This is a genomic window from Maricaulis sp. CAU 1757 (assembly GCF_054482675.1).
Map to the genome: position 1 here is coordinate 179,694 of NZ_JBTLRI010000004.1, position 21,675 is coordinate 201,368.

The 21,675-nt window shown below is 65.6% G+C and carries 22 protein-coding genes; 16 read left to right on the top strand and 6 right to left on the bottom strand.

Features of this window, described 5'->3' with window-relative positions:
• Positions 1–12: 12 nt before the first annotated feature.
• Together ACXYMR_RS11885 and ACXYMR_RS11890 are read left to right on the top strand one after the other, a co-directional pair.
• Positions 13–987, top strand: coding sequence for an L-threonylcarbamoyladenylate synthase (locus tag ACXYMR_RS11885; protein ID WP_458943087.1), 975 nt, complete (start codon positions 13–15; stop codon positions 985–987).
• Positions 984–2,405: an FAD-binding oxidoreductase gene (locus tag ACXYMR_RS11890; RefSeq protein ID WP_458943088.1), complete on the top strand. Its 1,422-nt coding sequence runs from the start codon at positions 984–986 to the stop codon at positions 2,403–2,405. The genes ACXYMR_RS11885 and ACXYMR_RS11890 overlap by 4 nt, the downstream gene beginning before the upstream one ends.
• Here the strand turns inward: ACXYMR_RS11890 and ACXYMR_RS11895 are convergent.
• Both ACXYMR_RS11895 and ACXYMR_RS11900 read right to left on the bottom strand, forming a co-directional pair.
• The gene (locus ACXYMR_RS11895) at positions 2,394–2,648 is read right to left on the bottom strand and encodes a hypothetical protein (RefSeq protein WP_458943089.1); all 255 of its coding nucleotides are present in this window, start codon (positions 2,646–2,648) and stop codon (positions 2,394–2,396) included. The two genes, ACXYMR_RS11890 and ACXYMR_RS11895, sit on opposite strands and share 12 nt — an antisense overlap.
• Positions 2,649–2,716: 68 nt before the next feature.
• Complete coding sequence (locus tag ACXYMR_RS11900; RefSeq protein ID WP_458943090.1) at positions 2,717–4,624, bottom strand: ATP-binding protein; 1,908 nt, start codon at positions 4,622–4,624, stop codon at positions 2,717–2,719.
• Between the two features lie 133 nt (positions 4,625–4,757).
• Between ACXYMR_RS11900 and yaaA the strand changes: the two genes are divergently transcribed.
• From yaaA to ACXYMR_RS11945, 9 genes are all read left to right on the top strand, one after another.
• Entirely contained in the window at positions 4,758–5,534 is a 777-nt protein-coding gene (yaaA, locus tag ACXYMR_RS11905; protein WP_458943091.1) for a peroxide stress protein YaaA, read from the top strand.
• A gap of 53 nt (positions 5,535–5,587) precedes the next feature.
• Entirely contained in the window at positions 5,588–6,388 is an 801-nt protein-coding gene (locus tag ACXYMR_RS11910) for a 3-hydroxybutyrate dehydrogenase (RefSeq protein ID WP_458943092.1), read from the top strand.
• On the top strand, positions 6,385–6,774 hold the full coding sequence (locus ACXYMR_RS11915) for a VOC family protein (protein ID WP_458943093.1): 390 nt from the start codon (positions 6,385–6,387) through the stop codon (positions 6,772–6,774). The genes ACXYMR_RS11910 and ACXYMR_RS11915 overlap by 4 nt, the downstream gene beginning before the upstream one ends.
• Complete coding sequence (locus tag ACXYMR_RS11920) at positions 6,771–7,238, top strand: NUDIX hydrolase (protein WP_458943094.1); 468 nt, start codon at positions 6,771–6,773, stop codon at positions 7,236–7,238. Before ACXYMR_RS11915 ends, ACXYMR_RS11920 begins: the two co-directional genes overlap by 4 nt.
• Positions 7,239–7,246: 8 nt before the next feature.
• Positions 7,247–7,648 (top strand): TIGR02301 family protein, encoded by a 402-nt coding sequence (locus ACXYMR_RS11925; protein WP_458943095.1) that lies wholly within the window; start codon positions 7,247–7,249, stop codon positions 7,646–7,648.
• Between the two features lie 97 nt (positions 7,649–7,745).
• Positions 7,746–8,765 carry an efflux RND transporter periplasmic adaptor subunit gene (locus ACXYMR_RS11930; protein WP_458943096.1) on the top strand — a complete coding sequence of 340 codons (1,020 nt, stop codon included), beginning with the start codon at positions 7,746–7,748 and terminating at the stop codon, positions 8,763–8,765.
• Between the two features lie 33 nt (positions 8,766–8,798).
• Positions 8,799–9,494 carry an ABC transporter ATP-binding protein gene (locus ACXYMR_RS11935; RefSeq protein WP_458943097.1) on the top strand — a complete coding sequence of 232 codons (696 nt, stop codon included), beginning with the start codon at positions 8,799–8,801 and terminating at the stop codon, positions 9,492–9,494.
• Entirely contained in the window at positions 9,491–10,648 is a 1,158-nt protein-coding gene (locus ACXYMR_RS11940; protein WP_458943098.1) for an ABC transporter permease, read from the top strand. Before ACXYMR_RS11935 ends, ACXYMR_RS11940 begins: the two co-directional genes overlap by 4 nt.
• 9 nt (positions 10,649–10,657) lie before the next feature.
• Positions 10,658–11,839, top strand: coding sequence for an ABC transporter permease (locus ACXYMR_RS11945; RefSeq protein ID WP_458943099.1), 1,182 nt, complete (start codon positions 10,658–10,660; stop codon positions 11,837–11,839).
• A 927-nt stretch (positions 11,840–12,766) separates the two neighbouring features.
• Here the strand turns inward: ACXYMR_RS11945 and ACXYMR_RS11950 are convergent.
• Genes ACXYMR_RS11950 through ACXYMR_RS11965 form a run of 4 tightly spaced genes read right to left on the bottom strand, consistent with a single transcriptional unit; the run spans position 12,767 to position 16,279 of the window.
• Positions 12,767–13,528: a hypothetical protein gene (locus ACXYMR_RS11950; RefSeq protein WP_458943100.1), complete on the bottom strand. Its 762-nt coding sequence runs from the start codon at positions 13,526–13,528 to the stop codon at positions 12,767–12,769.
• Positions 13,529–13,554: 26 nt separating this feature from the next.
• Positions 13,555–13,947: a DUF6165 family protein gene (locus ACXYMR_RS11955; RefSeq protein ID WP_458943101.1), complete on the bottom strand. Its 393-nt coding sequence runs from the start codon at positions 13,945–13,947 to the stop codon at positions 13,555–13,557.
• Between the two features lie 44 nt (positions 13,948–13,991).
• A complete protein-coding gene (locus ACXYMR_RS11960; protein WP_458943102.1) occupies positions 13,992–15,329 on the bottom strand; it encodes a dihydroorotase in 1,338 nt (445 codons plus the stop codon).
• Positions 15,326–16,279 carry a glycosyltransferase family 9 protein gene (locus ACXYMR_RS11965; RefSeq protein WP_458943103.1) on the bottom strand — a complete coding sequence of 318 codons (954 nt, stop codon included), beginning with the start codon at positions 16,277–16,279 and terminating at the stop codon, positions 15,326–15,328. Before ACXYMR_RS11965 ends, ACXYMR_RS11960 begins: the two co-directional genes overlap by 4 nt.
• A 66-nt stretch (positions 16,280–16,345) precedes the next feature.
• On the opposite strand from ACXYMR_RS11965, the gene ygfZ reads away from it, so the two are divergent.
• From ygfZ to ACXYMR_RS11990, 5 genes are all read left to right on the top strand, one after another.
• Positions 16,346–17,173 carry a CAF17-like 4Fe-4S cluster assembly/insertion protein YgfZ gene (gene ygfZ, locus ACXYMR_RS11970; RefSeq protein WP_458943104.1) on the top strand — a complete coding sequence of 276 codons (828 nt, stop codon included), beginning with the start codon at positions 16,346–16,348 and terminating at the stop codon, positions 17,171–17,173.
• Positions 17,170–17,763, top strand: a complete 594-nt coding sequence (locus ACXYMR_RS11975; RefSeq protein ID WP_458943105.1) for a DNA-3-methyladenine glycosylase I — start codon at positions 17,170–17,172, stop codon at positions 17,761–17,763. Before ygfZ ends, ACXYMR_RS11975 begins: the two co-directional genes overlap by 4 nt.
• A 457-nt stretch (positions 17,764–18,220) precedes the next feature.
• A complete protein-coding gene (locus ACXYMR_RS11980; protein WP_458943106.1) occupies positions 18,221–19,336 on the top strand; it encodes a beta-ketoacyl-ACP synthase III in 1,116 nt (371 codons plus the stop codon).
• Positions 19,337–19,363: 27 nt separating this feature from the next.
• A complete protein-coding gene (locus tag ACXYMR_RS11985) occupies positions 19,364–20,236 on the top strand; it encodes an alpha/beta hydrolase (protein ID WP_458943107.1) in 873 nt (290 codons plus the stop codon).
• A gap of 222 nt (positions 20,237–20,458) precedes the next feature.
• Positions 20,459–21,631: a hypothetical protein gene (locus tag ACXYMR_RS11990; protein WP_458943108.1), complete on the top strand. Its 1,173-nt coding sequence runs from the start codon at positions 20,459–20,461 to the stop codon at positions 21,629–21,631.
• Positions 21,632–21,675 lie beyond the last annotated feature (44 nt).

Genomic DNA, 21,675 nt, shown 5'->3' on the forward strand with positions numbered 1-21,675 from the left:
TAGCTCAATGCCATGACAGCACCCGTGAAACCCGCCGACCAACCCGACGTAATCGCCGAAGCCGCAGACATTCTGCGCGGAGGCGGGCTCGTCGCCATGCCCACAGAAACCGTCTACGGACTGGCGGCCGATGCGGCCAATCCAAAGGCCGTGGCCCGCATTTATGCGGCCAAGGGCCGGCCCCGATTCAATCCGCTGATCGCCCACGTGTCAGGGCCGAAAACCGCCTGGCGCCTGGCCGGTTGGCCGGACATGGCGGCCAAGCTGGCCGAGGCTTTCTGGCCGGGCCCCCTGACCATGGTCCTGCCCAAACGACCGGACGCGCCGATCTGCGATCTGGCCAATGCCGGTCTCGATTCGGTGGCCATCCGCTGCCCCGATCACCCGGTGGCGCAGGCGCTGCTGGAAGCCTTCGACGGGGCGCTGGTCGCGCCGAGCGCCAACCCGTCGGGCACGGTCAGCCCGACCACGGCCCAGCATGTCGCCCACAATCTCGGCGACAAGGTCGACCTCATCCTTGATGGCGGTCCCTGCGAGGTCGGTGTTGAATCAACCGTTGTCGGACTGCTCGGTGACAAGGTCAGCCTGTTGCGTCCGGGCGGCCTCGACCGCGCCCGCATCATCACCGTGACGGGTCCGCTGGGCCGGCCGGAAGCCTCCGAGCAGCCGGTTTCGCCCGGTCAGCTGGCCAGCCACTACGCGCCCGCCGCCGAGATCCGCCTTAATGCGCAAAGCCGCGAGGATGGCGAACTCCTGCTCGGCTTCGGCAGGATCGATGGCGATTTCAACCTCTCGCCCGCCGGCGATCTCGACGAGGCGGCGGCCAATCTGTTCGCCGCATTGCGCCAGCTCGACTCGCGCGGTGCCCGTCGCATAGCCGTCGCGCCGATCCCGGAGGAGGGCCTCGGAGAAGCCATCAATGACCGGCTGAAACGCGCCGCCGCCCCGCGGCCCGTATCGGCCGACAGCCCGGATGCCCGTGCATGACCAACGGACTGCCCGCCGATCTGTCGGACCGCCTCAAGCAGATCGTCGGCCCAAAGGGGTGGAGCGAGGATGCACACGAACTGGCACCGTTGCTGGCGGACTGGCGCGGCCGTTACCAGGGCCGGTCCCCGCTTCTGCTCAAACCGGCGCGCACCGCCGAAGTGTCCGAGATCGTCGCCCTGTGCCATGCGTCCGGCATCGCCATCACGCCGCAGGGCGGCAATACCTCGCTGTGCGGTGCCGCCACGCCCCAGGGCGAAGTGCTGGTTTCCCTGGCCCGCATGACCGCCGTGCGCGAATTCGATGTCGACAATGATTCCATGACTGTCGAGGCCGGCTGCATCCTGGAAAGCCTGCAGCAGCTGGCAGCCGACAATGACCGCCTGTTCCCGCTTTCGCTTGGCTCGCAGGGCTCGGCCCGCATCGGCGGCCTGATCTCGACCAATGCCGGCGGCGTGCACGTGCTGCGCTACGGCATGATGCGCGATCTGGTGCTCGGTCTCGAGGCGGTGCTGCCGGACGGCACAGTCTGGTCTGGGCTGACCGGCCTGCGCAAGGATAATACTGGCTATGACCTCAAGCAGTTGCTGATCGGCGCTGAGGGCACGCTCGGGATTATCACGGCGGCCACTCTCAAGCTTCACCCGCGGCCGCGGCGCCGGGAGATCGCCTTCATCGGGCTCGAGGACGTGGCCGCCGCGGTGCGTTTTCTGGGCCTTGCGCGCAATGTTTCAGGCGGCGCTGTCACGGCGTTCGAGCTGATGCCGCGCCGCGCCCTCGAACTGGTGCTGCAACACCTGCCTGGCAGCCGCGACCCGTTGGGCGAAGCCCACCCCTGGTACGTGGTCTGCGAAATGAGTTTCGGGCGCAGCGAGGGGGCCCGGGAAACCCTTGAAGACGCCCTCGGCCAGGGCTTGGAAGCCGGATTGCTGCACGATGCCGCGATCGCGGAGAGCGAGCAGCAGGCCCGCGATATCTGGCATTTACGCGAGAGCATCGCGGAGGCCGAACGGGCCCATGGCAAGGCGATCAAGCATGACGTCTCGATTCCCGTGTCCCGCATGCCCGCCTTCATGACCGAAACCCAGGCGGCGGTCGAAGCAGCCTTCCCCGACGCTTACATCATCGCCTTCGGTCATGTCGGTGACGGCAATGTCCACTTCAACGTGGCACCGCGCTCGACCGATGCGCAGGACGCCATCCTCGGTCAGGCCGCCGCCATTTCCGAAATGGTCTATGACCGGGTCGACCAATATGGCGGCTCGATCTCGGCGGAGCATGGCATCGGGGTATTGAAGCGCGGCGAACTGGCTCGCCGCAAACCGGTCGACGTTGCGGTCATGCGGGCCATCAAACAGGCACTCGACCCCCGGGGCATCATGAATCCGCGCGTCCTGTTTGCACCTTCAGTCGAATGAACGCAGCCATTTGAGGGCGCCGTCGGCGAGCCCCTTGAACTTCGGCTTGCCCTTGACGCGGGCGACGAAAAGGCTGTCTGGCGTACAGCTCTGCTTGACCGCGTGATAGACATCCGAGCGACTGCCTCCAGAGCGCACCAGAAAAAGCGTTTCGCCGAGCTGGCAGGCGTCGTCGAACTGGGACAGGTCGAAAGCCGTTTGCGGCCCGGTCAGGTGGATGGCGTAGAGATGTGGGCTGCTCATGCCAGAGGTAACGCGGGTCGGCCCGATTGGTTGCCCGCGCCGTGGCACGGTCCGGCCCGGTCGCGCGGTCAGCCGGCCCGGCGGAAACTGCGCGGCGCCAGCACCGCGTCGAGCGCATCAAACATCTCGTTGAAGCGAAGCGGCTTGGTCAGATACCCGGAAGCCCCGATCTGGGCGTAGCGGTGCGCCGCATCCTTGGTGGCATCCGCGGTCATGACGAAAACCGGCAAGCTCGAATAGTCGGCCTCGCTGGCCCGGATGCGCCGGATCGCTTCATCGCCTGCCATGCCGGGCATCTGGATATCCATCAGCACAGCGTCAAACCTGTCGACCTCCAGCCAGTCGAGCGCCGCAGCACCGTCATTGGCGGTCTCGATCTGGCAACCGGCCCGCTTCAATGCCGCACTGGCAACCATGCGATTGGTGGCAACGTCATCCACCACCAGGATCTTGTAGTGGCGTTCGATAACGCTGGGTGCCGACAGATCGTTATGCTCTGCTTGACCATGCGCGGAGAATGCCATCGGCACCTCGAACCAGAAGGTAGCCCCTTCGCCAGCGATCGAGTCGACGCCGATCTGCCCACCGGCCAGCTCGACAATTTCCTTGGAGATGGCCAGACCCAGGCCGGCGCCCGTGGCGCCGACTTCCGCCGTATGCTCGACTTGCTGGAAGCGTTCGAAAATTCGCTCCACATCGACGGCTGACAGCCCGGGGCCAGTGTCCTTCACCTCGACCCGCAACCGGTCCTGGCCAATCGCGAAAGCTTTCAACTCGACACGTCCGGCCGGTGTGAACTTTACCGCATTGCCCAGAAAATTGGTGATCACCTGACCGAGCCGTTTGGGGTCACCCTGCCCTCGCAGAGGCAGGTTTCGGTCTATATCAACCTGGAAGTCCACACCTTTTGCCCGGGCCAGATAGCCTACACTGTCGGCCGCGATGCCAATCATGTCAGCGAGGCAGAAGTCCTTCTGGCTCAGCGACAGCTTGCCGGTCTCGATCTGGGCCAGGTCGAGAATATCCTCGATCAATCCAAGCAAGGTCTCTCCCGAGCTTCGGATAGCATCGACGAAATTCGCCTGGCTGGCTTTCAGCTTGGTCGTTTCGAGCAGTTGTGCACTGCCCAGAATGCCATGAAGAGGGGTCCGCAATTCATGGCTCATATTGGTCAGGAAGTCCGACTTGGCCCGGCTGGCGGCATTGGCGGCCTCGCTGCGCCGCTCCAGTTCGGCCTGCATGGCGCGGCGCTCGGTGATGTCCATGAATCCGCCCTGCAAGCGAACCACCTTGCCGTTTTCATAGACCGCTTGTCCCACGGCTCGCGTCCAGACGGTCCGTCCCTTGGCCGTGATCAGCGGAAGCTCGAACTGCCAGGACTCGCCCTTTTCGATGGCGTTGCTGACATGCTCGTTCACCTCGTCGCGAACGTCTTCGGGATAAAACTCCACCGCCGTCGCCAGGTCGGGACTGTAATCATCGTCCACTTCGTGGATGGCACGCACCACCGGGTCCCAGAAAATCGTGTCGTTCACGACATCGACTTCCCAGTAGCCGATGCCCGACAGCCCGCTGACCTCACGCATCAGCCGGTTGTTGTCATCGACCCGGGTTTCCAGGGCGACCCGATGGGAGATATCGCGGGCCACGAAGTAGATATTCCCGTCATCGCTGGGCTGTGCCCTCCATTCGATGGACTTGTAGGCACCATCCCGGCACCGGTAGCGATTGACGAAGGCGATGACCGGCACGCCTTCACTGAGTTGCGCCATGGCCTCGACAGTCGCCGGCACGTCGTCCGGGTGCACCAGCCCCATGAACTCGGCGCCCTCCAGCTCGTCGAGCGCGTAGCCAAGCACATCTTCCCACTTTTCGTTGAGGGTGACGAACCGCCCCTCCAGGCTCGCGGCGCCCACCAGGTCCAGCGACAGGTCGAACATGGCGCGCAACATGGCGGGCTGGTTAATATGGGGCATGCCGGAAGAACTCCGCTCGGGTCGGGACGCATTAGCCCACAGCATCCCCCGCGGAATGTTCGGATTTCCTGAACACCTCGGCCCTTTCCTGTGGCTATGCGGTCATTAAATATGCAGCCAAAGGAGGTGGCCCATGCTGATTCTGCTCTCGCCCGCCAAGAACATGAATTTCGACCCGGTCGGGCGCGATCTCGACCTCACCGAGCCACCGCTCATCGACGAAACCCGCATCCTGTCGAAGACAACACGCCAGCTGAGCCTGAACAAGCTCAAGTCGATGATGAAGATCAATGATGACCTGGCCCGCCTCAACCGCGACCGTTTCCAGGCTTTCGACACCGAGGCCCCGGGCGAGAAGGCCGCGGCCTTCGCCTTCAATGGCGAGGTCTACCGCGGGCTCGACGCCACCTCGCTGGGCGATGAAGACCTGGCCTGGGCCCAGGACCACGTCCGCATCCTGTCCGGCATGTACGGCCTGCTGCGCCCGCTCGACGGCATCCATCCCTACCGGCTGGAAATGGGCCGCAAACTGCACACGCGGCGCGGCGAGACGCTGTATGACTTCTGGGGCGACCGCATCGCCCGCGAGCTCAACACGCTGCAGTCCGACAACCCGGTTGTGCTCAACCTCGCCTCGAACGAGTATTTCAAATCGGTCGACAAGAAGACCCTGAAGGGCCGGGTCATTACCGCCACCTTCAAGGAGGAAAAGGACGGTCAGCTGCGCGCCCTGATGGTCTATGCCAAGAAGGCGCGCGGCCTGATGGCGCGCTGGGTGATCGAGAACCGCGTCGAGGATCCGGATGAACTGGTGAAGTTCGACCTGGGAGGCTACCGGTACCAGCCGGACGGCTCGAAACCGGATGACCTGCTTTTCACGCGCCCGCAGCCGGCACCCGCCGGAGCTTGACCGCGCCCCCAACCTCGCCTTTCTTGCCCTGACACAAACTTGAAGGGTCATTCATGTCTTCCATTCGAACCGATCTCTCCGGCCAGGTCGCCGTCATCACGGGCTCGACGACGGGGATCGGCGCTGCCATGGCCGAGGCGCTGGCCGAGAATGGCTGCAATATCGTGCTCAACGGGCTGGGCGACGCCAAGGACATCGAGGCCCTGCGGACCCGCATCGCGAAGGACCATGGAGTCGAGGTGCGCTATCACGGCGCCAACATGCTGAAGGCCGACGAGATCGCCGACATGGTGGCCTTCGCCGACGCCGAATTCGGTCGCCTCGACATCCTGATGAACAATGCCGGCATCCAGCATGTCTCGCCTGTCGAGGATTTCCCGGCCGAGAAGTGGGACGCCATCCTGGCCATCAACCTGACCTCGGTGTTCCACGGCGCCAAGGCCGCCCTGCCGATCATGAAACGTCAGGGCAAGGGCCGCATCGTCAACCTGGCCTCGGCCCACGGACTCGTCGCCTCGCCGTTCAAATCAGCTTATGTGGCGGCAAAACACGGTGTCATGGGCTTTACCAAGACACTAGCGCTGGAAGTCGCGGAAGACGGCATCACCTGCAACGCGATCTGTCCGGGCTACGTCAAGACGCCGCTGGTGGAAAACCAGATCGCCGACACGGCCAGGGCGCGCGGCATCACCGAGGAGGAGGTCGTGCGCGACGTCATGCTGGCGGCCCAGCCGACGAAGCAATTCGTCACCTATGACCAACTCGCCGGCGCCCTGCTCTATCTTGTCTCCGACGCCGGGGCCAACATGAATGGCTCGTGGATCAGCGTGGACGGCGGGTGGACAGCCAAGTGAACGACAATGAAGCCATCCTGAAGATCGACTACAACGAGATCCCGGTGACCGACATGGAGGCCGCGAAGGCCTTTTATGGCGGGGCGTTCGGCTGGAGCTTCATCGATTTCGGGCCCACCTATGCCGCCTTCGAGAATGCCGGGCTGGATGGCGGCCTGCGCCTCGAGGACAAACCCTATGCCAAGGGCTGCCTGATCATCCTCAAGGCCAAGGACATCCTGGCGGCGGAAGCGCGGGTGGAGAAGGCCGGCGGCACCATTGTCCACCGCGAGGACTTCCCGGGCGGGCGGCGCTTCCACTTCACCGACCCGAGCGGCAATGAACTCGCCCTGTGGTCGCCCAACGGCAAGTACGAGCCGGACGCTGCCAACGATTCCGACGGATGAGTGAGCGCGAAACCCAGCCGCGGCGCCAGCCGACGCCAGGCGCCGGAGTGGTCGTGTTCCGCGGCGAAGACGTGCTGCTCATCAAGCGCGGACGACCGCCCTATGAAGGCCAGTGGTCGATCCCCGGCGGCAAGGTGGAATACGGCGAGACCGCCGCCGAGGCTGCCCTGCGCGAACTGGGTGAGGAAACCGGGGTCGAGGCCGAGATTGTCGGCCTGATCGATGTGGTTGATTCCATAGGCAAGCGTGAACCCGGGCAACCCGGCGACTGGCACTACCTCCTGGTCGATTTCGCCGCCCGCTGGACCGGCGGCGAGCCGGTGCCGGCCGATGATGCGTCGGCCGCGGAATTCCTGCCCTTCGAAGAAGCGGTCAAGCGCACGCGATGGGACCGCACGCGCCAGGTGCTGCATCGGGCCCGCGACATCATACAGGCCTTGCCCGCGCCACATTCCAAGGCATGATCCGCGTCATGCGTCATCTTGTTTTCAGTCTTGCCCTCGCCGGCCTCGCTGCCGGCGCCGCACCGGCCCAGAAGCCCGGCCTCGACCCGGTCGGTTTCAATGACGAAGTCGACCGCGGCCGCACCCTGCCCTATCTCGCGCACACCCTCGGCGAGCTGCACTACCTGGCCTATGCCTGCGAGGGCGAGCAGGCCCAGCAGTGGCGCAACCGCATGGTCCGACTGCTCGACATGGAAGCACCGTCGGACGGTCGGCTGCGCGCCCGCATGGTCGACAGCTTCAATGCCGGCTACCGCGCCCAGCAACGCTACCGCACCCGATGCGGCGCCGAGGCCGATGCCGAACGCCGGGCCCTGGGCCTGCGCGGCAGGGACCTGTCGGAAATGATGCGCTCGGCCTATTTCGACTGATCGCGGCTGCGGGAGCGGGACTCCGTTCGCCGCAATCCCGTTCCCAATCCCCACGGACTGGTCTAAGACCAAATCGGGACGGGTGTGTGGGGAGAACATGTCGGATCGTCATAGCCAACTAGAATCGCTCAGCATCGACCGCGAGAACGAGACCGAAAGCTCCGGCTCGTCGCTGGTCGTGGTGCTGACCATTGCCATCCTGGCCGCCGTCGGCGGTGCCGCCGGGGGCTGGTTCCTGCGTCCGATGCCCGAGGCTCCGCCACCGGTCCAGCCGGTCGCCCAGACCACCGAAACCCCGGCATCCACGCCCGGCACGACGACCTCGGCCCCGCCTCCGGCACGGGCCTCCGGCCTGGTCGCTTCCGGCTATGTCGTGGCCCGCCAGCAGGCCACCGTGTCCGCCGAGATCACCGGCCGCATCCGCGAGCTTCTGGTCGAGGAAGGCGCGGTCGTTGAAGCCGGACAGGTCCTGGCCCGGCTCGACGATGACCGCGCCCGCATCCAGCTGGACCTGCTTCAGGCCCAGCGCCAGGCCGCCACGGCCCGCATCCGCTCGCTCACCGCCCAGCTCGACGAGGCCCGCCGCGTGCAAACCCGCGCTGCCACCCTGGCCGACCGCGATATCGGCTCGCGCGCTGCGGTGACGTCTGCCCAGGCGCAAAGCGACAGCCTGGAAGCCCAGATCGCCGCCGCCCGCGCCGATATCGCCGCCATCCAGGCCCAGATCGCCTCGCAGACCGATCTCATCGAGCGCCATGTCGTGCGCGCGCCGTTCGGTGGCGTCGTCATCGCCAAGAACGCCCAAGTCGGAGAAATCCTGTCGCCGGCCTCGGCTGGCGGGGGCTTCACGCGGACCGGGGTGGCGACCCTGGTCGACATGGAAAGCCTGGAAATCGAGGTCGACGTCAATGAGGGCCAGATCGGCCGGGTCACCCCGGGCCAGGAGGTCGAGGCCCGCCTCGATGCCTATCCGGACTGGCGCATCCCGGCCCATGTCGAGGCCATCATCCCGACCGCCGATCGCGCCCGCGCCACCATCACCGTGCGCGTGGCCTTTGACGAACGCGACGAGCGCATCCTGCCGGACATGGCAGCGCGCGTGATCTTTGTGGAATAACCACCCGCCTGGCGGGAAACGAGGGGGAAGCTTGTGGAAACGCTCTATCATCTGACCGACCTGTCGAAGCGCTACACGCGGGGCAAGGAATCCATCACCATTTTCGAAGAGCTCACCATGGGCATCCCGGAAGGCGATTTCATTGCCATCATGGGGCCGTCCGGCTCGGGCAAGACCACCCTCCTGAACATGCTCGGCGGCATCGACAAGCCGTCCTCCGGCTCGGTGGTGTTCAAGGATACCCGCATCGACAAACTGTCCCAGGGCAAGCTGGCCAGGTGGCGGTCCCAGAATGTCGGCTTCATCTTCCAGTTCTACAATCTCATGCCGACCCTCACCGCGGCGCAGAATGTCGAGCTGCCCCTGCTTCTCACCAAGCTGTCCGGCAAGCAGCGCAAGGAACGCGTCCAGACCGCCCTCGACATCGTCGGACTGGCCGACCGCAAGGGCCACCGGCCGCGCCAGCTCTCCGGCGGCCAGCAGCAGCGCGTGGCCATCGCCCGCGCCATCGTCGCCGACCCGCAGGTGCTGCTGTGTGACGAACCGACCGGCGACCTCGACCGCAAGTCGGCCGACGAGATCCTGGAAGTCCTGCAGCTGCTCAATTCCAAGATGAACAAGACCATCATCATGGTCACGCACGACCCCTCGGCCGCCAAATATGCCCGCCGCGAACTGCATCTCGACAAGGGCCGCTTTGTCGAGAAAGAGCTGGAGCCGGCGCAATGAATGATCTCACGCTGATCCGGAAGAATCTCTTCCGCAAGAAGCTGCGGACGATCCTTCTCATCGCCTCCATCGTCATCGCCTTCCTGATCTTCGGCGTCCTCGGCGCCTTCAACAAGGTGTGGAATTCCGGCGCCGACCTGGCCGCGGAGAACCGTCTGGTCACCGTCAACCGGATCAATTTCACGGTCTCCATGCCGATCGCCTACTGGGCCCGCGTGCAAGCCGTGGAAGGCGTCGAGAACGTCTCCCACGCCAGCTGGTTCGGCGGCTATTACCAGGAGCCGACGCGGCAGGTACAAACCTTCGTGGTTGACCCGGAAAGCTGGCTGGAAGCCTATCCCGAACTGGTCTTCGAACCGGACCAGCGCGAGGCCTTCATCAACAACCGGACCTGCCTGGCCGTCGGCGAGGACATTGCCGACATCCTCGGCTGGTCGCTGGGCGACCGTGTGCCGCTCAATTCCAACATCTGGCAGAAGACCGACGGCACCTCGTTCTGGGAATTCGACATCTGCGCCATCTTCGACGGCCACACCGACGAATACCCGGCCAATTACGCCATGTTCCACTACGACTATTACAACGAGTCGCTGGGCTTCAACACGGACCAGCTCGGCTGGATGGTGATCAACACCACCGACGCCTCGATCAATGACCGGGTGATGCGCGACATCGACGCCCTGTTCGCCAATTCCCCGGCCGAGACCGAGACCACGACCGAGGCGGCGTTCAGCGAGGGCTTTGCCAACCAGTTCGGCAATATCGCCCTGATCCTGCTCTTCGTCGTCGGCTCGGCCTTCACCACCATCCTGATCATTGTCGGCTTCACCCTGGTGACCGCCATCAATGAGCGCACCAAGGAGATCGCGGTGATGAAGACGCTGGGCTTCCCGGCCCCGCGCATCTTCCGCATGGTGCTCGCGGAATCCGTGCTGCTCAGCCTGCTTGGCGGCCTCATCGGACTGGGTGCCGCTGCCGGCATGCTGGCGGTCGTGGCCGAGGCCCTGAAGGCCTTCCTGCCCGGACTCGCCCTGCCGCCGGACGTGTTCTGGACCGGCCTGGTCATCGCCATCATCCTCGGCCTGGTCACCGGCCTGGTTCCCGCTCTCAATGCCCAGCGCGTGCAGATCGTCAACGCCCTCGGCAAGCAATAGGAGGCGCACATGTTCAAGCAAATCGGCGCCGTCACGATGATGAACCTGCGGTCCATCCCCCAACGGGCCGGACTGTCCACCGCCACGGTGATCTCGATCGCCCTGGTTACCGCCGTCCTGCTGGGCTTCCTGGCCATGTCCAACGGCTTCAAGGCGACGCTTGAGGGCACCGGGTCGGAGAGCACCGTGGTCATGTTGCGCGCCGGCTCCCAGGCCGAGCTCAATAGCGGGCTCGGCGCCTCCCAGGTGCGCCTGGTCGAGGAGGCTCCGGGGATCGCCCGCGATGCCGAGGGCAATCCCCTGGTCTCTGGCGAGCTCTACGTCATCGTCGACGGCATCAAGCGCTCTTCCCAGACCGAGGCCAATTTGCCCCTGCGCGGGGTCGGCCAGCAGGCCTTCGCCCTGCGCGAGGGCTTCGAGATTTCCCAGGGCCGCATGTTCGAGCCGGGGACCAATGAACTGGTCGTCGGCGAGGCCATCCTGCGCGAGTTCGACGGCTTTGGTCTCAACCAGGTCATCCGCCTGGGCTCCAATGAATGGGTCGTGGTCGGCATCTTCTCGACCGGCGGCTCGGTCTTCGAAAGCGAGATCTGGGCCGACCTCAACGTCATCCAGAACCTCTACAATCGCGGCACCGGCGTGCAGTCGGTGCGGGCCCGGCTGACCTCGCCGGAGGCGATCTCGGAGGTCGAGGCCTATGTCGAGGCCGAGCCCCGGCTCAATCTCGACATCCAGTCGGAGCCGGACTTCTACGCCGGACAGGCCGGTGGCACGGCGGTGCTGATCGAATTCATCGGCTGGCCGCTGGCCATCACCATGGCCATCGGTGCCCTCGCCGGGGCCTGGAACACGATGTACTCCTCGGTCGACACCCGCATGCGCGAGATCGCCACCCTGCGCGCCATCGGCTTTTCCGGCTTCGCCGCCGCCGTCGGGACGATGATCGAGTCGCTGGTCCTGGCCGCGCTCGGCGGGCTGCTGGGAGCCGTCGCCGTCTACCTGCTGTTCAACGGAGTTTCGGCCTCCACTCTGGGGTCCGGCTTCACCCAGGTCGTATTCTCCTTCGCCGTCACCGGCGGATCGATCATTGCCGGCATGATCATGGCCGTGATCATCGGCTTCTTCGGCGGCCTCGTCCCGGCCATCCGGTCCGCCTACGTGCCGCTGCTGACGGTGCACCGGAGCGATTGAGGCGACGATCCAGAAAGGCAGAAGCCCTCCCTGAAACGGGAGGGCTTTTTCATGGCTCCCTGTCCTCGCAGTCCGGCTCATACGCCCGTTTACCTGGCCTCCCTGTTGACCGCCGCTCTGGCCAGCCCCGTGCCGAGACACGACCAATAGCGCCACGGCGCCTCCGCCTGGCGGGATGAGGATGCGGGACGGTGCAGACGTCCTGCGAATTAAGAACTGGTCGTCGACACCGTCCCGCATGCGGAGATTTGACCGGGCCTCGAAGGACCCGAGTTGGCAAGGCGGGCTGGTCTGGAACGGTCCTCCAATAGTGCCGCTCCTCGCCGCCCGCAGCCCCGCCGGGGTCGCCGGCCGACATGACCGACCGACCCGGACGAGCTCCGCTCTCCCCGCCCCCCGGTTGTCTAGGCCGGGCCTCGAGCTGGTGCGAGGACGGGGGAAGTGTCTCACGGGTCAGAGGGGGTGGGGATGAAACGGGCGAAAAAAGGACCGCCCGCTGATTTCATTGAGAAAACCGCCACGGACGGTCGCTGAGAGTGCGGATAAAAAATTTTATGATCGCGTGAGCCTCCCTCTCCCTGGGGAGAGGGATCGAGGGAGAGGGGGAATGGCGGGGTCTGTCCGGAGAGGGGTTTCCTGCTGCAGGCACTTTCCGGAGAGGGCCGAGGACTCCCCCCGCCTCCGCCCCTTCGGGGCACCTCCTCCCCGGGGAGGAGGGGTGACGGCGCTCGGCCCGGTGCAGGTCCTCCCCCTTGATGGGGGAGGTGGATCGCCGCGTCGGCGGCGAGACGGAGGGGGTGGGAGCCGGGTGTCCGACAGGTCCAGCACCGGGATTCACCCCTTCCGCCCCTTCGGGGCACCTTCCCTATCAAGGGGAAGGACCTCGTCCGGTGCGTCCGCTCCCCCGCTCACGCAGGGGAGGAAACATCACCCGTAATACGCATCCTCGGCCGCGCGGAGTTTTTCCTCCTCCTTGTGCGGCGGCAGGATTTCCATCTTCACGTGGCGGCGGCGATTGGTCGAGATGACGAAGAAACGCTTGTCGGGATAGTCCAGCTTGCACTCGAGCATGGCCGAGGTGATCAGGTCGACATTCTTCAGGTCATCGTCCGACATGCCGAAGGAGTGCGGCAGGTCACGGCCGAACATGTCCAGCCCGACCTCGACGCATTTGCGGATCGCGGCGCGCTTCAGCCCGGCCGTCGTCAGGTGCGCGCCCAGCTCGTCGCGGATCGCCGGATTGGACACCGGGTAGATCGAGATCAGGTTCGGCTCTTCCGGCAGATGGCCGGCGTCGACGATCAGCTTGAGCGCTTCCTGGATGATCTCGCGCGAGTGCTGGCGCGCCGTGATCACCGCCATCGGCCGCTTTTTCAGGACGGCATACTTGAAAATCTCCCAGGACGGGCCGCGCCAATTGGCGGTGTCGAGGGCCCGGCGCACGTCGCGCAGCAGGTATTCCTCGCCATTGCGGTCCTTGCCGTCGGAAAACTCGCGATAGGCCCGGGCCGGCGGATCGGCCCAGTCCTCCCACAGGCCCGGCACGCCGAGATAGGCGCGGATGTCCTCATACTCGTGCTGGCGCATGGCCCGCTCTTCACCGGTCACCGTATTGGTCAGGTGAATGCGCGTCGGCAGGTGCAGGATGTTCTCGTCAATGTCGAAAAAGTAGAAACTCTGGCGGTCCATGGCGGCCCCTCCGTCTGGCTGTCCGCCTAGTAGTCGGCGTAGGATTTCTCTTCCACGATGGCCGAGCCGAGAAGGGTGTTGATCTCCTTCTTCAGCGCCGCCCGCTTGTCATTGGTCTTGTAGACGGCCCGCGCCAGCTCGATGAACTTCTCACCGAAATCCCCGGCCCGCTCGCAATCGCGGATATCGTCCTCGATTTCCCACAGCGCCTCGTTGACCGTCTGCAGCTCGCCATCGAGGCGCTTCAGCTCGGCTGTCTCCTCGACGGCCTCGGCGCGCGTCCGGTTCAGCACGTCCAGCTCGTGACGCACATTGGCCAGCTTGGCCGCGTCCTCGATGCGCTCGGACTTGATGCGCAGGATGGTGATCTTGTCGATCAGCTCGCCCGGGGCGATGGCAGTCAGGATATCGTTGCTCACGCGGCAGTCTCTCTCGTCATTGGCTCGGCGGATGGCGTAGCGCCTTAGGATTTAGGAAGCGTGTCCTGGAAGCGCACCGGCTCACCGGCGCCTTCGGTGACCAGCTCGCCGTCACGCATGATGGTGCGACCGCGAATGATCGTGCCGACCGGCCAGCCCGTCACCTTGCGCCCGGCAAACGGGGTCCAGCCCGTTTTGGTCACCGACCAGTCATCGGTGATCTCTTCGGTCCGCTTCATGTCGACCAGGGTGAAGTCGGCGTCCCAGCCGGCCGCCATGCGGCCCTTGTTGGCGATATTGAAGATGCGCTGCGCCCCGGCCGAGGTCAGGTCGACAAAGCGCTCGATGCTCAGCCGCCCGGCATTCACATGGTCCAGCATGACCGGCACCAGGGTCTGCACGCCCGGCATGCCGGACGGGCTCTGCGGATAGGGTTTGGCCTTCTCCTCCAGCGTGTGCGGCGCGTGGTCCGAACCGATCACATCGACGATGCCGCGCTGCAGGCCGCGCCACAGCCCGGCCCGGTGCCGGGCGTCGCGCAGCGGCGGGTTCATCTGGGCCCGGCCCTTGATCTCCTCGTAGATGCCCGGCCCTTCCAGGGTCAGGTGCTGCGGCGTCGCCTCGACGCTGGCGATATCCCGGTGATCGGCGAGGTATTCCATCTCCTCCGCCGTCGACACGTGCAAGACGTGGATGCGCTTGCCGGTCTTGCGGGCCAGGCGGATCAGGCGCTTGGTCGACAGGATGGCGGCCTCGGCATCACGCACCACCGGGTGGCTGGTCCAGTCACCCTCGACGGCCAGGCTGCGCCGCTCCTCGAGCCGGTATTCGTCCTCCGAGTGGAAGGCCGCGCGCCGCGAAATGGCGTTGAGCACCCGCTCGACGCCCTCGTCATCGGCGACCAGGAGCGAGCCGGTCGAGGCCCCCATGAACACCTTGACGCCGCAGCAGCCGAGCATGCGCTCCATCTCCGGCAGCACGTCGGAGTTCTCCGACGTCGCCCCGGCATAGAAGGCGTGGTCGCAATGCATGCGGCCGCGGGCCCGCTCCAGCTTGTCGATCATCATGTCCGGCACGGTCGTGGTCGGGTTGGTGTTCGGCATCTCGAATACCGCCGTCACCCCGCCCATGACCGCGCACAGCGAGCCCGATTGCAGGTCTTCCTTCCACTCCATGCCCGGCTCGCGGAAATGCACCTGGGTGTCGATCACGCCGGGCAGGACCAGCAGGCCCTTGCAGTCGACCACCTCGCCGGCATCGCAGCCGCCCAGATCGCCGATTTCGACAATCTTGCCCTTGCTGACACCGACATCGGCGATGCCGGTGCCATCATGATTGACGATGGTGCCGCCGCGCAGCAGGAGATCAAATGTCCGGCTCATGTCTGGGTCCTTTCGAACAGCCTCTGGGCAGCGTGATACACGGTGTCGACCTCGAGGTCAGCCAGCAGGCTCGAATTGGCCTTGCGCCGATCGTCATGCGCCGCGTCGATTTCCTCGAAAGTGGCCGGGCCACGCACGAAGTCGGCATGCGTCCCCCAGGGCGCATAACAGCGATCATCGCTCGGCCCGAACAGGCCCAGCGTCGGCACTTTCATCGCCGCCGCCATGTGCATCAGCCCGCTGTCATTGCCGACATAGAGCCGGCAGCGTTCGAGGCAGGCGGCAGTTTCCATCAGGCCCAGGCCGAGCAGGTCGACGAACTGCGTGTCCGGCAAAGCCGCGCGGATCGGATCCGCATAGACTTCGTCGCCCGGTCCGCCCAGCAGGACGACCGGAGCGCCCGGCATGATCCCGTTAGAGCCCGTGAAGCGGGCGATGAAGTCGGCAAACCTGTCGGCGGGCCAGACCTTGAAGACCCATGAGGCGGACGGGCAGATGGCCAGCAAGTCCCGTCCGTCCGGAAGATGCGCCTGGGCATAGGCCCGGGCCTCTTCGCTGAGCCAGATTTTCGGGGCCGGCACGCTGTCCAGGTCGAGCACGCTGGCCGCTTCCTCCACCTTGTTGAGGGTTTCCGACGGCCGGCGCAGAACCCGTCGCTGCCGCGCATTCAGCACGAATGCGGTGGCCGAAGCGCGCAGGTCGACCACCAGGTCCCAGCGGGTCCCCACACTGGCCAGCCACAGGTCCAGCCAGTGTGCGCCGGCGGTCTTCTTGCGCATCACGATCAGGCGTTCGAGCCGCGGCACGGCGGCGAACAGCGACGCCGCGAGCGGGCCGCAGGCGATGGTGAAGTGGGCATCCGGCCGGGTCTCGACCAGGTGCCGCAACAGGCCGGAATTGATGATGGCGTCACCGATCCGGGTCGAGGTGATGAAAAGGATGCGCTCCATGGCTTGGCAAATACCGTGGCCAACAGGGCTTGGCCAGCCGCGAGCGCAATGTCATATCCTTGCCGGATGAGCGATCCCTTCCCCGACCTCCATGCCCTGCCCGGGCGCACCGTGATTTCCGTCATCGGCCCGGATGCCCGCAGCTTCCTGCAGCGCGTCATCACCGCCGACATCGAAGCCGTCGGACCCGGCCATTGCGTGCCCTCCGCCCTGCTCACGCCGCAAGGCAAGGTGCTGGCCGATTTCCTGGTCTTCGCCGACGGGGACGCGGTCTGGCTGGACTGCCTGAGCCCGGCCGCCGACGGTCTGGTCAAGCGCCTCAGCCTGTTCCGCCTGCGCGCCAAGGCCGAGATCGCCGTGCACGCCGACCTCGTGCCGGTGTGGTCGCGCGACGCCTTTGACGGTTCGGCCGCCGATCCCCGCCTGGACGGCACCATTCATCGGGGTCTGTGCCAGACCGGCGGAGAGGCGCCGCAGGCGCGCCCGCTAGACGCCCACGAGATCCGCCTCGGCTGCCCGGCCTTCGGCCGCGATTACGGCGAGGCCCAGGTCTTCCCGACCGACGTCAATCTCGACCTGTATGGCGGCATCGGCTGGAAAAAAGGCTGTTTCATCGGCCAGGAGGTGGTCAGCCGCATGAAGCGCCGCGGCTCGATCCGCAAGCGCACCGTGCCGGCCGTGTTCGCCGGCCACGCCCCGGCCCCCGGCACCCCGGTCACAGCCGGGCCGACCACGATCGGCGAGATCTCCTCGGCCGACGGCCACACCGCCCTCGTCCTGGCCCGTCTCGACAAGCTGCGCACGGCCGAGCATTACTGCGAGGCCGACGGACAGCAGGCCAATCTGACCGTGCCCGACGCCTACTGGCCGCCGCAAGCGGCAGACCGCGTATGAGCGCCGATCCGGGCGACGGCAACCGCTGCGGCTGGGTCAACGTCCCCGACCCGATCTACGCCCACTATCACGACACCGAATGGGGCGTGCCCGAGCGCGATCCCCGCGCCCTGTGGGAAAAGCTGATGCTCGACGGCTTCCAGGCCGGCCTCTCCTGGATCACCGTGCTCCGCAAGCGCGACCACATGCGCGAGGTCTTCCACGGTTTCGACCCCGACATCATCGCCCGCTACGATGACCATGACCGCGCTCGCCTGCTCGCCGATCCGGGCATCATCCGCTCCAAACTCAAGATCGAGGCCGCCATCAGCAATGCGCAGGCCTATCTCGCCATGCGCGAAGCCGGCATCGATTTCTCCGACTACTGGTGGGACTTCGTCGACGGAAGCCCGATCCAGAACACCCAGACCGACTGGCGCACCACCCCCGCCCAGACCGAGCTCAGCGCCCGCATCGCCAGGGACCTCAAGCGCCGCGGCTTCAAATTCACCGGCCCCGTCATCGTCTACGCCTTCATGCAGGCGGTGGGGCTGGTGAATGATCACGAGGTGAGTTGTCCGCGGCACGGGGTGGTGAAGGCGATGGGATGAGTTTGGGGAATGGGGTGAGTGGCGTGTGCACGCACCACGAGTAACCACCGTCATCCCACGGTCCCTGCAAAGCAGGGATCCGGGGGACCTCAGCCATCCAGACTGCCGCCAAATCTCAGCCCGATCCGCAATCCGGCTAGCTGAGGTCCCCCGGATGCCGCTTCGCGTCCCCGTGGGATGACGATGGAGGAGATTGAACACGTTGGGCGGTCAGCCGGATGGCAACCCGGCCGCGCGTGTACCAGTCAGCTCCCCCGCGAGCGGGGGAGCTGGCGGCGCCAGCCCGCCTGAGGGGGGCGTGTGAGGCCGTGATCCACCCCCTCCCCCATCCCCCGGCGCAAGGCCGGGGTCGGCACCTCCCCCGCTGCGCAGGGGAGGGCAACCGCACTCCCCACGTGACCTCGCCAGCGCGCGGGACTAGATTGCCCGCCCGAACTGTGACGGTGGAGTTAGAGCGATGAGCGTAGTGATCCGGTCGACCGGGATGTGGTGTCCCGAGGACAGTGTCTCGAATGACGAGCTCGTCGCCGTCTACAACGCCCATGTCGAGCGCTTCAACAAGGACAATGCCAGCGCCATCGAGCGCGGCACCGTCGAGGCCAAGAACCCGTCCTCCTCGGCCTTCATCGAGAAGGCCTCCGGCATCAAATCGCGCTACACCATCGACCGCGAGGGCGTGCTCGACGTCGAGCGCATGCGGCCGCGCGTCGAGCCGCGTGGCGATGACGAATTGTCGCTGATGGCCGAAGCCGGCTGCCACGCCGCCCGCGAAGCGCTCGAACTGGCCGGCCGCGACGCCAGTGACGTCGACGCGGTGATCTGCTCGGCCACCTCGATGCAGCGCACCTATCCCTCCATGGCCATCGAGATCCAGGACGCGCTCGGCATCGAGGGCTTCGGCTATGACATCACCGTGGCCTGTTCATCGGGCACCTTCGGCATCATCAACGCCATCAACCTGATCGAGACCGGCATGGCGAGCTCGGTGCTCGTGGTGACGCCGGAGATCACCACGCCGCAACTCAATTTCCGCGACCGCGACAGCCATTTCATCTTCGGCGATGTCGCCGTGGCGGTGCTGGTGGAGAGCGAGGAGAAGGCCGGCGGCCAGGGCTGGCGCATCCTCGGCCGCCGCATGATGACCAAGTTCTCCAACAATATCCGCTCCAATTTCGGCTTCCTCAACGCCGCCGAGGACCCCGAGCCCGCTTTCGAGGACCGCTATTTCGTCCAGGAGGGCCGCAAGGTGTTCAAGGAAGTCTGCCCGATGGTGGCCGACATGATCCTCACCGACATGGCCGGCCTCGGCCTCAAGCCGGACGACATGAAGCGGCTGTGGCTGCACCAGGCCAATATCAACATGAACATGATGGTGGCCAAGAAGGTGTTCGGCCGCGACTTCACCGAGGACGAGGCCCCGGTCATCCTCGACGAGTTCGCCAACACAGCCGGCGCCGGCTCGCTTGTCGCCTTCCACCGTCACCATGACGGGTTCGCGGCCGGCGACAAGGGGCTGATCTGCTCCTTCGGAGCCGGCTATTCGGCCGGCACGGTCTTCCTCGAAAAACTGTAAGCCACAGTCTCGATCATCGGAGATTTCATGTCCCAGTTTGTGCGGGCGGCCCTGGCGGGTCTGCTCATTGTGATTGCTGTTCTGACCGGCCGCCCGGCCTTTGCCGGGGAGCCCTCCTCGTCCGTCCTGGGGACGCCCGACGGGCGCGAGGTGACGGTCTTCACCTACCCGGCCGCCGAACCGAAAGGTGTGATGCTGTTCTCGCATGGCGGGGGTGCCGGCCTCGAGTTCTACACGCCGCTGTTCGACATCTGGACTGCAGCCGGCTGGACTGTGCTCGCCCCGCTGCACGTCGATTCCCGCCATCATCCCGACCAATCCGACTACACGTTGCAAACCGCATTCCCGGCGCGCCTTGCCGACATGGCGAGCCTGTCCGGAGCGGCTCGGGAGCGCTTTGCCGACCTGCCGGTCGTCTCGGTGGGCCACTCCTACGGGTCGCTGATCGCGGCGGTCGCAGGCGGAGCGCTGGCCGAACTCGGCATGACCCGCGATCCGGCGGTGCGGGCCGTCGTGATGCTGTCCACGCCGGGCCGAATCCCCGGCCTGATCACGTCCTCTTCCTATGCCAGCCTTGAGGCGCCCCTGCTCGTGCTGACGGGTGATGCCGACCTGGTGCCCGGCTGGGTCCCGGATTGGCAAGACCATCTAGCGGCGCTCGAAATGGCGGGTGCGGCTGACCATGTCGCCCTCGTGCGCGAGGGCGGTGAGCACGATTTCGGGTTGGCACCCGACGCTCCTGAGACGGCGGTCATCGAGGACACGGCTCGCATCGTGCTCGACTTCGTGACCATGGCAACGGACGACACGGGCAGCCCTGGCGCATTCATTGCCACAGGCGGCGAATACACCGGCTACGAGATCCATCATCGCGCGCCAGCACAAAGCGCCGGCGACTGAGCGTAATCTGCTGACGGCCCCGTGCCGCCCAGGGTCGGCGAAATGGTGAACAGATCCTTGACGCGCTCGCGACAACCTTAGCCTGCCGGATTATGCGGACTTAACCTGAGTGCGTTAGCCTTCCAGCGATCAGAGTGGGGACTCGACGATATTGGAGGGGGTGTGGCGCACTGGCGCCCAACCAGCAAAACAATGATTTCAGGTGGACCACAAGCCAATCTGATGCGGCTGGTGAAGGGCGGCGCGACCCCGCGCATTCTGGATCTGCACTCAATCCATGTCCGCGCCCACCGCTACCTGGAGCACGCCAGCCAGCCCATGTTCTGGTCGTCACGGCTCAACCAGTCCTTCCTGATCAAGCACACCGTGCGGCCGCAGGAACGGTCCTATCTGGAAACCGAGAACGCGGTGGTGACCAAGATCATCATTCCGATCAGCGCCACCGACCTGTCGGCCGGCGGCCACAGCTTCATTGTCGAGCAATGCGGTTTCGCCACCCGGCTGCGCGACTTCCTGGGTTCCGCGCGAACCGGGCCGCCGGACTATGACGATCTGGATCGCCTGCGCGAGCTGGCCGCCATTCCCTCCTTCGACCCTTTCCTGCTGGCCGAGCGCTTCCGCCGCCACAAGCACCCGGTGTCAATGCTGTACTTCGACATCAATCCGGGCGAGACGGAGCGCATGGAAGCCTTTGTCGGCGACCAGATCGGCGCTGTCGTGAAGCTGGCACTGAATTGCCAGGACGACACGACCATTTCCATTCGCGCGCGCAAGCTGGCGCGCGAGATCCTGTCCGGCGAGGACAGCGAGCGCATGAATCTGCTGCGCATCGCCTTGCAGATGACCGAGGACGAGTTCCAGGACGGGCTCTACGGCTGGAAGGGCGTGCTGTACTACAAGTGGAAGGTCGACGCGCTGCGTGCCGATCTGGAGAATTTCATTTACGACATGCGTAATCTGGAAGTGCGCAGTGTCACTCCGGGCGAGCTCGTCCATCTCAATGAGATGCGCCGGGCCATCTTCAAGGAGACGCGCCGCCGCTGGCAGTCCCTGTGTGGCCTGTTGGGGCGTTATGACAGCGAGTTCGAGGCCTTCGCCAGCGGGCGCGACCTGCTCGCCATTCAGCGCTTCCTGCTGCAGGCTCCGGACTATTTCGAAACCCTCGGAGCCGATCTGTCAGCGGTATCGCACGTCACCTCGTACTGGAGCCATGCCAGCAGCGAGGAAGAGGTGGTCAGCCTGCCCCGCCGAGAGGCCTTCGAGTTCTTCTCCAGCTTCCTGCGGTCGCTGGCACGGGATGGCAACCTGCCCAAACTGTCCCGCCGCCCGGCCATCGAGCGTCGCAAGACGCCTCGCGGCTCAGGCCCTCACCCGCCCCGCACCGCTGCCGGCTGACGGGCTGATCGGCCGACGCGAGTGATCCATCGCATTGATCCGGG

Excerpts from the sequence above, each read along its gene's own strand:
- ACXYMR_RS11940 (WP_458943098.1), top strand. The coding sequence starts at position 9,491 with ATGAATGATCTCACGCTGATCCGGAAGAATCTCTTCCGCAAGAAGCTG.
- ACXYMR_RS11920 (WP_458943094.1), top strand. The coding sequence starts at position 6,771 with ATGAGTGAGCGCGAAACCCAGCCGCGGCGCCAGCCGACGCCAGGCGCC.
- ACXYMR_RS11975 (WP_458943105.1), top strand. The coding sequence starts at position 17,170 with ATGAGCGCCGATCCGGGCGACGGCAACCGCTGCGGCTGGGTCAACGTC.
- yaaA (WP_458943091.1), top strand. The coding sequence starts at position 4,758 with ATGCTGATTCTGCTCTCGCCCGCCAAGAACATGAATTTCGACCCGGTC.
- ACXYMR_RS11985 (WP_458943107.1), top strand. The coding sequence starts at position 19,364 with ATGTCCCAGTTTGTGCGGGCGGCCCTGGCGGGTCTGCTCATTGTGATT.
- ACXYMR_RS11930 (WP_458943096.1), top strand. The coding sequence starts at position 7,746 with ATGTCGGATCGTCATAGCCAACTAGAATCGCTCAGCATCGACCGCGAG.
- ACXYMR_RS11910 (WP_458943092.1), top strand. The coding sequence starts at position 5,588 with ATGTCTTCCATTCGAACCGATCTCTCCGGCCAGGTCGCCGTCATCACG.
- ACXYMR_RS11990 (WP_458943108.1), top strand. The coding sequence starts at position 20,459 with ATGCGGCTGGTGAAGGGCGGCGCGACCCCGCGCATTCTGGATCTGCAC.
- ACXYMR_RS11965 (WP_458943103.1), bottom strand. The coding sequence starts at position 16,279 with ATGGAGCGCATCCTTTTCATCACCTCGACCCGGATCGGTGACGCCATC.
- ACXYMR_RS11960 (WP_458943102.1), bottom strand. The coding sequence starts at position 15,329 with ATGAGCCGGACATTTGATCTCCTGCTGCGCGGCGGCACCATCGTCAAT.
- ACXYMR_RS11885 (WP_458943087.1), top strand. The coding sequence starts at position 13 with ATGACAGCACCCGTGAAACCCGCCGACCAACCCGACGTAATCGCCGAA.
- ACXYMR_RS11945 (WP_458943099.1), top strand. The coding sequence starts at position 10,658 with ATGTTCAAGCAAATCGGCGCCGTCACGATGATGAACCTGCGGTCCATC.
- ACXYMR_RS11925 (WP_458943095.1), top strand. The coding sequence starts at position 7,247 with ATGCGTCATCTTGTTTTCAGTCTTGCCCTCGCCGGCCTCGCTGCCGGC.
- ACXYMR_RS11980 (WP_458943106.1), top strand. The coding sequence starts at position 18,221 with ATGAGCGTAGTGATCCGGTCGACCGGGATGTGGTGTCCCGAGGACAGT.
- ACXYMR_RS11890 (WP_458943088.1), top strand. The coding sequence starts at position 984 with ATGACCAACGGACTGCCCGCCGATCTGTCGGACCGCCTCAAGCAGATC.
- ACXYMR_RS11900 (WP_458943090.1), bottom strand. The coding sequence starts at position 4,624 with ATGCCCCATATTAACCAGCCCGCCATGTTGCGCGCCATGTTCGACCTG.
- ACXYMR_RS11895 (WP_458943089.1), bottom strand. The coding sequence starts at position 2,648 with ATGAGCAGCCCACATCTCTACGCCATCCACCTGACCGGGCCGCAAACG.
- ygfZ (WP_458943104.1), top strand. The coding sequence starts at position 16,346 with ATGAGCGATCCCTTCCCCGACCTCCATGCCCTGCCCGGGCGCACCGTG.
- ACXYMR_RS11950 (WP_458943100.1), bottom strand. The coding sequence starts at position 13,528 with ATGGACCGCCAGAGTTTCTACTTTTTCGACATTGACGAGAACATCCTG.